Origin of the sequence: Aliidiomarina celeris (assembly GCF_003316875.1) — a bacterium.
Lineage (GTDB): Bacteria > Pseudomonadota > Gammaproteobacteria > Enterobacterales > Alteromonadaceae > Aliidiomarina > Aliidiomarina celeris.
Genome location: NZ_QMIL01000006.1, coordinates 28,956 through 40,493 on the forward strand (window position 1 = coordinate 28,956; position 11,538 = coordinate 40,493).

Genomic DNA, 11,538 nt, shown 5'->3' on the forward strand with positions numbered 1-11,538 from the left:
CCTTTAATAATTCGCTTTGTCACTAAACCACACCACTTCGGTGTCATATTTGCTCACGAGGTTTTCTACGCCAAGGGTGAGGGCAAAGAGGGCCATGCGAATGAGAACGCCATTGTCGGCTTGCCTAAATATGGCCAAATTGGGGTTGTGGTTCAAATCATTGTCTAATTCATTTGCTTCTTCCCGAGAGTCGCGAGGAAGCGGATGCATGATAACCGTGTTCGGCTTGTAATGACGCGTGTATATGTCGCTATTCAAACGGAACCGGCCTCGGTATTGCGCGGCCTCTTCGAGGCTGGCAAAACGTTCTTGCTGAATACGGGTTTGGTAAACAATATCGGCATCGAGCACGCCCGTAAGTTCGTCTGACACGTTGAACTGATGGCCGGCATTGCTTAACGCATTGAGCACTTCACTTGGCATAGCAAGCTCACGCGGCGAAATGAAGGTAAAGCGTATGTTTTTGTACAAACACAGCAGCTTCGATAATGAATGCACGGTACGCCCGTACTTCAAGTCACCAATCATGCAAATGTGCATGCCGTCTACGGTGCGGCCGTGGTGATGGAGCTCCTTTTGAATGGTGTAGAGGTCGAGCAACGCTTGGGTTGGGTGCTCGTTCGGGCCGTCGCCGCCGTTAATAACCGGTACGCGGCTGCCTTCAGCGAACTCGGCTACAGAGCCCGATTTAGGGTGGCGCATTGCAATAATGTCGCTGTAGCTCGACAACACGCGGGCGGTGTCGTAGAGCGACTCGCCTTTAGCAATGGCTGAACTTTCCATGCCTGTGGTTTCTCGAACTTCACCACCGAGCAGGTTGAACGCGGTACCGAAACTTACCCGGGTTCGGGTTGAGGGTTCAAAAAACAAGTTACCAAGAATAGCGCCGTCGAGCACTTTGGTGCGCTTTTTGCGTTGCGCATAAGGTGCCATTTGGTCGGCAATTTGAAATACTTGCTGCAAAGCGTCGGCGTTAAATTGCCCAACGGAGAGGATATTCGAACCTTTAAAGTGCATGCTGCCCTCGCAACCAACTATGAGCCTGTTGGAGGGGCATGATACCAGAAGCAGGATTCGTTGGTAAAAGAATCCTTACCCAAAGCTTGGTTTTAGTACCGCCAAAATAATGATCGCGAACAATGCCAGAACTGGAACTTCATTAAAAAAACGAAACCAACGGCCCGTGTGCGCCTGTGGGTTTGCTTTGAGCCGAGCCACAAGCTTAAAGCAAAATATGTGATAACCCGCTAGTGCGATAACCAACACTAATTTAATGTGCATCCAACCGGACTGTTTTAACCACTCGAGCCCGTAAAGCCAGAGCATGGCGAAGCCAAACACAAAGGTTAAAACAGCAAAAGGAGTGACAAAGTACAGAAGCCTGCGTTCCATTATCGCCAGTTGTGCGTGTACTTTCGGCTCCACACTTTCAGCGTGGTATACAAAAAGACGTGGCAAATAGAAAATGCCAGCAAACCAAGCCACCATAAAAATCAAATGTAAGGCTTTGAACCACTGCAGCATTAAAAACTCATTCACTGGAATTCCTCGTTGGTTGTGCGTGCCGGCCAATTTATCATGTACAATAGTGCCGAGCTAGCAGCATTGCTCGGTTTGGTTTTGTGTAAGTTTTAGGAGCGTAGTGTGTTCTCTGTTGGAAGCCCCATGTCGGTAAAAACCTGGTTAGTGATTGCACTGCTGTGCTTGGCAGCACTTATGCTTGGTTACTATGGCGGCAATGCTCGAATCGCACACTCGAACGCTCATGCCGAGCGGCTGGCTGAGCAAAACCAGAGCCTGTATCAGCAGCTCGACCAGCTCGAGTACCAACGCAATATTTTGCAGGTAGAACTCGACGTTGAACGCGCTGCAGGCCGGTCAATCCAAGCGGATTTAAGGCATGCACTCGAAGAGAATGCCAATATCACCCGCGAGTTGGCGTTTTATCAGCGCGTTGTATCGCCGGAACGCAGTGCCAACGGCATTGGTATCGACTCCTTCGTTATTGCGCCCACGCCGAATGAAAATCGCTATTATTTTAGATTGATTTTATTGCAACTTGAGAGAGCTCAGCAACGAGTAACCGGCGACTATAAAATTAGTATCCGTGGTCAACAAGGCACGGAAAGCGCTGAGCTCAACGTACTGAAACTTGCAGAAAACCATGAGCAGCTCGGTGCATTCAATATGAGCTACTTTTCGTTGCACGAAGCTACCTTTGAATTGCCTGCAGATTTTCAACCCCAAACTGTAGTGGTTACCGTAGCTGCAGGCCGCGGCGAAAATATCGAACAGAGCTTTGAATGGAGCCTGTTATTGAACAATGCGGTAGACGCAGCAGCCGAGCTAAGTGGCACATATTGAATGCTTAGGCTTAATCGGCGAAAATGAACACAAAGTAGTACAGAGGAATAGTAAATGAGTAGTGTAGAACAAGCGATGCCAATTGAGTTTTCACAAGCGGCAGCCGTGCGGGTTCATCAGTTGGTGTCGGAAGAAGAAAATCCAAACTTAAAGCTGCGGGTGTTTGTTACCGGCGGTGGGTGCTCCGGTTTTCAATATGGCTTTAGTTTCGACGAAAGTGTGAATCCAGACGACATGAAAATTGAACGTGAGGGCGTCACCTTGGTGGTCGATCCGATGAGCTTGCAATATCTGGTTGGCGGTGTTGTGGATTATGAAGAAGGCTTGCAAGGCGCTCGTTTTTTCGTTAACAACCCGAATGCGTCTACCACGTGTGGGTGTGGAGCGTCGTTTTCGGTCTAACGGTTGCTTGATAAGTTCCGCTGAGTGTGTAAAGGCAATGCAATAAACTAACATTTGTGTGCAGCGCAATATAAGGAGCCCAGCGTTGAACTGGGCTTTTTTGTACAAAAATAAAACAAAGCTGCTTAAGCTTATGGTGAAAATTCAACAAATTGAGTACACGAAAGTCATTGAACTGCAACAGTTTATAAGGAAAATACGCGCCAAGTATTAGTATCCCGAAAGGGTTAAGGAGTAGTTCCAATGCGCGTTTTAGTATCCACCTTAGCAGCAGCGTTCGTTGCCGTAGCCATGGCTCAACCCGCTCAAGCGAGCAATGAAATTGCAGAAGGCTTGTGTACTGCCATTAGTGCAGACGACCGTCAGCGTTTACGTACAATCTTGAGCAATCACAACGTTCGTATTCGCAATGTGTTCAGCTCGATCCGTTGTAACGGCCAAAGCATGCTGCAATTTGCCATTACTGCAGAAGCCGATGAAGTGGGCGAAATGCTCATTCGCCAGCTCCCTGTGCGCGCAATTGAAGAAGATTTGATCGACGGAAAATCGGTTTTAGAATGGGCCGAGCAGGCGGGCTACGCGTCTTCAGCGGTGGTTGGCGTAGTGCGCGAGCGCTTAGCGGGCTAAACCGAACATATTCAGCAAAACCTAAGCCTAGTCTTCTTTGTGGGGACTAGGCTTTTTTTGTTACACTGGCGCCAATCACATTAACGTTGAGGGCAGTATGAACTTATATTTTGAACACATTTATACGGTGCGCGAACGATTCGACGAGGCGCTGGCAGCGCAGGGGTTCGACAGCGTTTTGATTTTTGCGGGCCAACCCGCTGTGGCATTTCTCGACGATAATGCGTATCCGTTTCGAGTGAATCCCTTTTTTAAATATTGGGTTCCTGTTACCGACAGCCCGAAAAGCTTTATTTTTTATGAACCTGGCAAAGAGCCGCAGTTGTTCCTGTTCCAAGCGCGCGACTTTTGGCACGCCCAGCCTGTGGTGCCGCCTGGGGACTGGCAGGAGCATGTTGAGGTTATTCCCATCGACTCGAAGCACATCGTCGGTGAACGGGTAGCGAAAGAGTTTGGCAAAACCGCTTTTATCGGTGAGTCGTTCGACGCACTTGCAGACTGGCGTATAGCCGCTGTCAATCCGGAAGGTCTTCTGCACCATTTGCATTACCAGCGTGCCAAGAAAACCCCCTATGAAGTAGAGTGTATGCGTAAGGCAAATGTTCTCGCTGCACGCGGCCACTTGGCAGCCGAAGCGGCATTTCGCAATAATCAAAGTGAGCTTGATATTCATCATGCCTACATTCAAGCCATGCGTGTGCGGGAAACACAGCTGCCTTACAACAGTATTGTCGGCTTAAACGAGCACGGCGCTATTTTGCATTATGACCACTATGAAACCGAAGCACCGAGTACTCAGCGGTCGTTCTTGATCGACGCTGGCGCCTATTACAATGGCTATTGTGCAGACATTACCCGAACTTATAGTAAGGAACCGCAGGGTTTCTTTGCCGAGCTGATCGAAGCGATGGATCAAGCTGAGCGTGACATTATTGACGAAATAGAAGTAGGGCGTTCTTATTACGACCTGCATGTAGCCACACACCATAAGATCGCCAAAATACTGCATGAATTTGGGTTCTTCAAAGTCGACGCCAATACCATTTACGAGCGTGGCTACAGTAACGCCTTTTTCCCGCATGGTTTAGGTCACTTCATTGGCTTGCAAGTACACGATGTGGGCGGTTACCTGAAAAACCCGCAAGGCGAAAGTTATGCGCGTGACAGCCGCCACCCCTTCTTGCGCCTACGCCGTGAGATCGAGCCAGGCCATGTGTTTACCATTGAGCCTGGCCTTTATGTTGTGGATCAGTTGCTGGAAGCGTTTGACGGAAATGAAGACTTTAACTGGCAGCGTATTGCAGAGTTGCGCCCTTATGGTGGCATTCGTATTGAAGACAGCGTTCATGTTACCAAAAACGGCGTTGAGAACTTAACGCGGACGGCGTTTGACAGCCTGAAGTAACGGAAACTAAACCGGTGTGTAGCGGCCCAAAATAGCACGTCGTTGCGCACCGGTAACCGCGGTAAGATTACCGGCACTTTTTTGACAGAACTGGAAGGCGAGCCAAGCAAACAATACCCCCTCTACCCAATTTGCGTGCACACCGAGGCAGCTCGTGTTATTCCAGCTTACACTCGGCAAGCGCTTTTTGAGCGCCTTAACAAGCGCTTTATTCTCGGCGCCACCGCCACAAAGATAAACGTCCTCTGCGCTTGTGTATTGTTCTAAAGCACTGCATAAGCTTTCGCACGTTAATGCTAGTAATGTAGCTTGCACGTCCACAGCGTGGATAGGCTCGAGCCTATCGAGATGTTGCTGTAACCATGCCGGCGTAAAATATTCGCGGCCAGTGCTTTTCGGTGGTGGAGCGGAAAAAAACGGGTCTGCTTGTAGTCGCGCGAGGAGTTCGTGGTTTATCTGCCCTTGCTCTGCCCAAGCGCCATTCTCGTCGAAACCCTTAGTATTGCGATGATGTTTCGCAAACCAATAGTCCATAAGGGTATTGGCGGGCCCGCAATCAAAGCCTGTAACGAACGTTGTTGCCTGTGCATTGGTTCTGGGTAGGTAACTAATATTGGCAATACCACCCAAATTTACAATGGCTCGGTTTACGTGTTCACTGGCAAAAAGTGCGTGGTGAAGCGCTGGTGCGAGTGGGGCACCTTGTCCGCCTAGAGCGACATCCTTTTGGCGAAAGTGAGACACGACAGGAATGCCTGTAGTTACAGCTAAGGTTTCCGGGCACCCAAGCTGAAGTGTGAAGGGGGTAGCGTCATTGGGGTGATGCCGCACTGTTTGCCCATGGCTGCCTATGGCACGCACGGCGGAGGCGGCAATACCCGTTTGCGCTAATACCTTTTTAATAACCGAAGCGGCGAATAGCGAAAACTGGCGGTCGGCCACGCCGAACCGATAAAGTTCATTGTTGCCTGGTGTGCAGAGCTCAGCCAGCTCATTAGCGAGACTCGGTGGAAACGGCTCGCTAATGGCGTGAATAAGCTCTATTTGTGGGGCGCAAGGCTGCGCAGTAATGGCCACCAACACGGTATCGAGGGCGTCGATGCTGGTACCAGAGAGAACACCCAGATAATACTCAGTCGTTGCCATAGTTCATGGCGAGGTAAACACGCTGACGGCTTTCTATCATTGCCATTTGTTGTTGCGCGCGTGCCTGAAAGCTTGGTAGCTCGTTAGCAGGCAACGACTCGGCTTGCGGTAATTTTACCGTACGTGGGTTGCGGTGCGCGCCGTCGACTAAAAATTCGTAATGCAGGTGGGCACCGGTAACACGGCCAGTGGCACCAACGCGCCCAATCACTTCGCCCTGACGAACCCGCTCACCTTGACTCACATGGCGACGGCTGAGGTGAAGGTATTTGGTAACATAGCGTTCGCCATGCTGCACAAAAATATAATGCCCGTTGAGGTTGTTGTAGGCACTTGCAATTACGCGGCCGTCGCCTGCAGACATCACTGGGGTGCCAGTTGGCGCCGCATAGTCGATACCATTGTGGGGTGCTACGCGGCCTGTTACTGGGTGCATACGGCGCGGGTTAAAATCTGAGCTTACCCGGGTGAAGTGTACCGGAGAGCGCAAAAAGGTTTTGCGCATGTTTTTGCCTTCCGGCGTGTAGTAATTACCGTTTTCATGCTTTACGGCTTGAAACTTTTCGCGTTGGTTAATAAATTCCGCTGCAATAATGTCGCCGGTGCCGACATATTCACCGTCAATGAACTTCTGCTCGTAAAGTACGCTAAAGGAGTCGCCTTGGCGAATGTCGAGCGCGAAGTCGACGTCCCAGCCAAACAACTCCGCCAAATTCATAATCTGCGCTTGCGTTAAGCCCGCTTGCACACCTGCATTCCAGAAATTACTGGTAATAGTTGCATGAGCAAAAGCTAAGCGCGCCTCAACTTCTTTGGTTTCTCTTTTACTCAAATAGGTATTCGATTCTGCGTCTTTGTAGATTACAAAGGTTTCGATCTCGTTCAGGGCATAGCGTAGTTCAATAATGTCGTTATTTTCTTCTTTTGCCACATAAAGTGTATCGCCAGGGTGAATGCGGCGTAAAATGTTCGCATCTGGAGCTTGGGTAACGCGGTAAAGTTGCTGCGCACTGAGGCCTAGTTGTTGAAAAATCACCGCAAGGTTGTCGCCAGAACGAACAGTGTGTTGCACCCACTCAGGTTCTGCTTCGGTAACTTCAGGAAGGCTGTCGTTTTGCAATGCTAAAGGCAAAGGATAACGTTTACCGAGTTCGAATTGCTCCGCGGCTTCTGTGTTTCTGGAGGCACTCGCCTGCTCTGAGGGCCAAATTAATAGCACCAGTAAAAAAGCAGAAATCCCCGAAATTGTTATTTTATGCTTGCGCGGCAGTTTACCTACCGCTGTTGTTATTGGTTTTACCATAAATGACATGGACCTTTTCGTTGCGCAGCCTTAGCATAATACCATTTTTTTTAAATGGCTAGTATCGCTTAGATTCATTAACAATGCGGTTTACAGTAGAATGACAAACCAGAAAAAAGTTCACCTATTATTCAATAAGACTGGAGTAAAGAATGAATAACACAGTCGCCGATGCGATGGCGCTAATTACACGTGGGGTCGACGAGGTTCTTTTACGTGAGGAATTGGAAAAGAAACTCAGCCGTGGCAAACCGTTAACGGTAAAAGCCGGTTTTGATCCAACCGCTCCAGATCTGCATTTAGGCCACACGGTGCTACTGAATAAGCTTAAGGCATTTCAGGAGTTGGGCCATAAAGTTATTTTCTTAATCGGTGACTTTACTGGCATGATTGGCGATCCAACGGGTAAGAACGTAACCCGCAAGCCGCTGTCGCGGGAAGACGTGGTAGCCAATGCTGAAACCTATAAGGAACAGGTGTTTAAAGTGCTTGATCCGGAGCGAACTGAAGTTCGCTTTAACAGTGAATGGATGAATGAGCTTGGTGCTGCCGGTATGATTAAGCTCGCCTCGCGGCAAACCGTAGCCCGCATGCTTGAGCGAGACGATTTTAAAAAGCGCTACAAAGAAGGCCAAGCAATTGCGATTCATGAATTCTTGTATCCACTTGTACAAGGTTGGGATTCGGTAGCGTTGAAAGCAGACGTTGAATTGGGTGGCACCGACCAGCGTTTTAATCTTTTGATGGGCCGAGAACTACAACGGGAAGAGGGGCAGGAGCCACAAACGGTCATTACAGTACCGCTGTTGGAAGGCTTAGACGGCGTGCAAAAAATGTCGAAGTCACTGGGCAACTATGTGGGAATTACGGACGCGCCTAATGATATGTTTGGCAAAATCATGTCGGTGTCCGACGACCTTATGTGGCGCTACTTCGAGCTTTTGAGTTTTCGTTCTAGTAATGAAATTGAAGTATTGAAAGCTAGCGTTGAAGGCGGCGAAAACCCACGTAACGTAAAAGTGTTGCTGGCTAAAGAGTTGATCACGCGGTTTCATGACGAAAATGCAGCAGAGTCGGCTGAGCAAGACTTCATTCAGCGTTTTCAGAAAAATGCCATTCCAGACGACATGCCGGAAGTTGAGTTGAAGTTAGACGAAGCGCAAATGGGGATAGCCAGTGTACTTAAAGAAGCTGGCTTAGTGGCCTCTACTTCTGAAGCCATGCGCATGATCAAGCAAAATGCAGTGAAAATTGACGGCGAACGAGTGAGCGACAACAAAACTACTTGTGCACACGGTACGAGCGTTTATCAGGTAGGTAAGCGTAAGTTTGCGCGAATTACCTTGCTAAAATAACCTTAATGCTAGGTTAAGCGCACATAAAAAAAAGGAGCCGAGGCTCCTTTTTTCTTTCGTAATTTCTTTTGAACGAGCGGTTTACACTCGGAAGCTACGAATTGAGTCTTGCATTTCTGCAGACAGCCGAGCTACTTCGGCGCTTGCTTCATCGGTTTGCATAGCGCCACTTTCAGCACGCTCTGCAATCGCCACAATTTGCTCTAGCTTTTCGCTGATCTCTTGACTCGTTGCGTTTTGCTGCTCTGCCGCAGTGGCAATATGGGTACTGCTGTCAGACGCCTGATGTACCGAGTCGGTAATAGCTTGTAAGGCAACGGCCTGTTCCTCGGTTTGGGTTACGCAGGTTTCCGCTTGCTTGCGGCCACGGTGCATAACTTCAACGGCACGTACCGAGTCGGTCTGCAGGCTCTCAATCATTTTCTGAATTTCTTCAGTCGACTGCTGTGTGCGACTTGCTAAGGTGCGCACTTCATCAGCAACCACTGCGAAGCCTCGGCCTTGTTCACCCGCGCGCGCTGCTTCAATAGCGGCATTGAGCGCCAGTAGATTGGTTTGGTCGGCAATGCTACGAATGACATCGAGAATACCGCCAATGTTCGAACTGTTTTCTGAGAGCTGGTTAATAACCTCGGAGGCGTTTTGGATTTCGCGCGCTAAACTTTCAATGGTGCGACGGTTCTCTTCCGAAATAACTTTAACGCGCGCGGCTTCTTCGTCGGAGTGCTGGATTTCGCGTAATGCGTCGGTTGCAGCACGGGCGACTTCAGACGAAGTGCTGGTCATTTCCTGTGTTGCTGCCGCCACTTGTTCAACTTGTGAACGTTGTTCTTGAATGGCGTCGCGACTCTCTGCCGACACACTCGAAGATTCTTCCGCTGCCGTTGCTAACTGAGTTGCGCGATTGGCAATACCTTCAATGAGCGAGCGCAAGTTACGCGTGAGTTTATTAATGTTCTTCGCTAGCTCACCAAATTCATCTTCGCTCGAAGCGTCGAGTTGTTGTGTGAGGTCGCCCGCCGCCATGGTGTTCAAGTGTTCGTTTACGCGGTTGAGCGGCGCGGTAATGGCGCGCACGGTGATAAAGCTAATGCCCACGGCAAGCGCAATCGAGACTAAGGTAAGCGCAATGTTGAGTATGCTGCTTCGATTCATCGTATTCGTTGCATCTTGCTTGGTGGTGTCTGCTAAGCGCTGCACTTGTTGTTGCAGCTCAACCATATCCTCAAGTATACGGTCCATGCGTGCAGCGTTCTCGGTGATCATCCGTTGGCTGTTCGCACGCAAATTCAACGAGCTGAGTACCGTTTCAACGAGTGCATCGGAAGAGCCGATTAGTGCACTTGTTGCGCTATTTAAGTGCGCTTGTATGTCGCTAATAAGAGGGTGCCCATTGGCTAAGCCTGAAACTGTGTTAAAGCGTTCGGTTACTGTATTTACCGCGACTTCAATTTCACTTTGAATAATTTCGGCGCGGTTAATATCTTCTACGGCAATAAGGTCATAACTCAGAGTGACTAAGCTGTTCAATGAGGTTTCTAATAACCCAGCTTGGTTAAATAGTTCGCGTGAAATACTTTCATCATCGGTAAGGTCAAGTAGCAACATGGCTGCGTCGTCAGACGAAAATTCGACGTCACGGATACGCTCTTCACTTCTAGAGATCAATGATAAATAGCGTTGTTGCGCATCGATAACTTCGCCCGCGTCTGCTGCGAAGCGCTCGGCGCGTTCCCGAACGTCGGCAATATTGGTACGTTGCCCAGCTTGGTTCAGCACTTGAGTAAGGGTGCGTAGGTCGGCCTCTAATGTACTGTTATGGGCTTGATAAAAATTACGATTACGGCTAATCGCCTCTTCATTTTGCTCGTGATAAGTTTCCAGCTGAACGTTGCTGATTTGAAGAAGTTCAGTTTGTATCGAGCCCACACCCAGCAGCGACGGAATAGCGACAGAATTCACTTCTTCGGTTGAGTTACCGATACTGCGCAAGCCAAAATATGAACTTATGCTGATGATAAAGAGCAAGGCAGTGATGATGGCAAAACCACCGATAACGCGCATTGCAACAGTAATTCTCATAATTAGGCTCCACTCACTAACATCGAACGTATTTTAATCACATGCAGGCACACTGACCCGCTCTTTTCTTTTACAGTCGTAAAGGGTGAGGGCATTGCCCCAAACGCACCCTGTATCTAAACCAATAATATCGCTTCGTTCTGTTTTACCAGAAAGCGCCGCCCAATGGCCAAAAAATAATGTGCTTTTCTCTTTTAGCCGAAAAGTATACCACGGTTTTAAGCTATCGAGAGCCTCGCTTTCGGGAGCTTCTTTGTGGTTGAACTCGAGCGCGCCGTCGGCATTGCAATAGCGCATACGCGTTAATGCATTGATTATAAATCGGTATCGGTCAGGTTCCGGTAAACTTGAACACCAATAGACAGGTTCATTACCATACATAGACGCGAGCAGTTGCACATAAGACGCGCTGGAAAGCATCAGCTCTACGCTCTGGGCGTATTCGTGGGCCTGTTGGACAGACCATTGCGGCGGTACGCCCGCATGGGAAACAAAAAGTTGTTCATGGGCGTTGAATAAGGTGAGTGGTTGATTGCGTAGCCAATTGATTAACGTGCGAGAACCTTCATGCTCTATTATCTCGGCCGTTCGGTCTTGTGGTTTTTGCGGGCGAATGCCGTTTGCTACCGCCAGGAAATGCAGATCATGGTTGCCAAGCGTTGCCTGAAACGAGTCGCCGAGGCCATGCAAATAAAGAAGAGTTTTCAGCGACTGCGGGCCACGACCAATTAAGTCGCCAACGGCCCAGAGGTCGTCGGTACCCGGGTTGAACTCAACTTCGGCCAGCAATTTTGTAAGGCTTTTAAAGCAGCCGTGAATGTCACCAACGATATAGCGGCTCACAAGGTCCTCGG

Annotated in this window: 11 protein-coding genes; 5 read left to right on the forward strand and 6 right to left on the reverse strand. The window is 49.2% G+C overall.

Going from position 1 to position 11,538, the window contains the following annotated elements; genetic code table 11:
- Positions 1 to 3: 3 nt before the first annotated feature.
- A complete protein-coding gene (locus tag DQW12_RS10885) occupies positions 4 to 1,017 on the reverse strand; it encodes an aspartate carbamoyltransferase (protein WP_113907902.1) in 1,014 nt (337 codons plus the stop codon).
- 75 nt (positions 1,018 to 1,092) lie between these two features.
- Entirely contained in the window at positions 1,093 to 1,524 is a 432-nt protein-coding gene (locus tag DQW12_RS10890) for a CopD family protein (protein ID WP_113908012.1), read from the reverse strand.
- Positions 1,525 to 1,644: 120 nt separating this feature from the next.
- Between DQW12_RS10890 and DQW12_RS10895 the strand changes: the two genes are divergently transcribed.
- The 4 genes from DQW12_RS10895 (at position 1,645) to pepQ (ending at position 4,798) form a co-directional block, all read left to right on the forward strand.
- A complete protein-coding gene (locus DQW12_RS10895; RefSeq protein ID WP_157957910.1) occupies positions 1,645 to 2,364 on the forward strand; it encodes a DUF6776 family protein in 720 nt (239 codons plus the stop codon).
- Positions 2,365 to 2,418: 54 nt separating this feature from the next.
- Positions 2,419 to 2,766: an iron-sulfur cluster insertion protein ErpA gene (gene erpA, locus DQW12_RS10900; RefSeq protein ID WP_113907904.1), complete on the forward strand. Its 348-nt coding sequence runs from the start codon at positions 2,419 to 2,421 to the stop codon at positions 2,764 to 2,766.
- A gap of 243 nt (positions 2,767 to 3,009) precedes the next feature.
- Entirely contained in the window at positions 3,010 to 3,393 is a 384-nt protein-coding gene (locus DQW12_RS10905) for a DUF3718 domain-containing protein (protein ID WP_113907905.1), read from the forward strand.
- A 97-nt stretch (positions 3,394 to 3,490) separates the two neighbouring features.
- Positions 3,491 to 4,798, forward strand: coding sequence for a Xaa-Pro dipeptidase (gene pepQ, locus DQW12_RS10910; protein ID WP_113907906.1), 1,308 nt, complete (start codon positions 3,491 to 3,493; stop codon positions 4,796 to 4,798).
- A 6-nt stretch (positions 4,799 to 4,804) separates the two neighbouring features.
- On the opposite strand, the gene DQW12_RS10915 is transcribed toward pepQ, so the two are convergent.
- The gene (locus DQW12_RS10915) at positions 4,805 to 5,944 is read right to left on the reverse strand and encodes an anhydro-N-acetylmuramic acid kinase (RefSeq protein WP_113907907.1); all 1,140 of its coding nucleotides are present in this window, start codon (positions 5,942 to 5,944) and stop codon (positions 4,805 to 4,807) included.
- Complete coding sequence (locus DQW12_RS10920) at positions 5,931 to 7,247, reverse strand: peptidoglycan DD-metalloendopeptidase family protein (RefSeq protein WP_113908013.1); 1,317 nt, start codon at positions 7,245 to 7,247, stop codon at positions 5,931 to 5,933. Before DQW12_RS10920 ends, DQW12_RS10915 begins: the two co-directional genes overlap by 14 nt.
- Positions 7,248 to 7,399: 152 nt before the next feature.
- On the opposite strand from DQW12_RS10920, the gene tyrS reads away from it, so the two are divergent.
- Positions 7,400 to 8,602 carry a tyrosine--tRNA ligase gene (gene tyrS / locus DQW12_RS10925; protein ID WP_113907908.1) on the forward strand — a complete coding sequence of 401 codons (1,203 nt, stop codon included), beginning with the start codon at positions 7,400 to 7,402 and terminating at the stop codon, positions 8,600 to 8,602.
- An 81-nt stretch (positions 8,603 to 8,683) separates the two neighbouring features.
- Here the strand turns inward: tyrS and DQW12_RS10930 are convergent, their stop codons facing one another.
- Together DQW12_RS10930 and DQW12_RS10935 are read right to left on the reverse strand one after the other, a co-directional pair.
- Entirely contained in the window at positions 8,684 to 10,684 is a 2,001-nt protein-coding gene (locus DQW12_RS10930; RefSeq protein WP_113907909.1) for a methyl-accepting chemotaxis protein, read from the reverse strand.
- Between the two features lie 33 nt (positions 10,685 to 10,717).
- On the reverse strand, positions 10,718 to 11,527 hold the full coding sequence (locus DQW12_RS10935; RefSeq protein ID WP_113907910.1) for a symmetrical bis(5'-nucleosyl)-tetraphosphatase: 810 nt from the start codon (positions 11,525 to 11,527) through the stop codon (positions 10,718 to 10,720).
- Between the last annotated feature and the right edge of the window lie 11 nt (positions 11,528 to 11,538).

Excerpts from the sequence above, each read along its gene's own strand:
- DQW12_RS10930 (WP_113907909.1), bottom strand. The coding sequence starts at position 10,684 with ATGAGAATTACTGTTGCAATGCGCGTTATCGGTGGTTTTGCCATCATC.
- pepQ (WP_113907906.1), top strand. The coding sequence starts at position 3,491 with ATGAACTTATATTTTGAACACATTTATACGGTGCGCGAACGATTCGAC.
- DQW12_RS10920 (WP_113908013.1), bottom strand. The coding sequence starts at position 7,247 with ATGGTAAAACCAATAACAACAGCGGTAGGTAAACTGCCGCGCAAGCAT.
- DQW12_RS10890 (WP_113908012.1), bottom strand. The coding sequence starts at position 1,524 with ATGCTGCAGTGGTTCAAAGCCTTACATTTGATTTTTATGGTGGCTTGG.
- DQW12_RS10905 (WP_113907905.1), top strand. The coding sequence starts at position 3,010 with ATGCGCGTTTTAGTATCCACCTTAGCAGCAGCGTTCGTTGCCGTAGCC.
- DQW12_RS10885 (WP_113907902.1), bottom strand. The coding sequence starts at position 1,017 with ATGCACTTTAAAGGTTCGAATATCCTCTCCGTTGGGCAATTTAACGCC.
- DQW12_RS10915 (WP_113907907.1), bottom strand. The coding sequence starts at position 5,944 with ATGGCAACGACTGAGTATTATCTGGGTGTTCTCTCTGGTACCAGCATC.
- erpA (WP_113907904.1), top strand. The coding sequence starts at position 2,419 with ATGAGTAGTGTAGAACAAGCGATGCCAATTGAGTTTTCACAAGCGGCA.
- tyrS (WP_113907908.1), top strand. The coding sequence starts at position 7,400 with ATGAATAACACAGTCGCCGATGCGATGGCGCTAATTACACGTGGGGTC.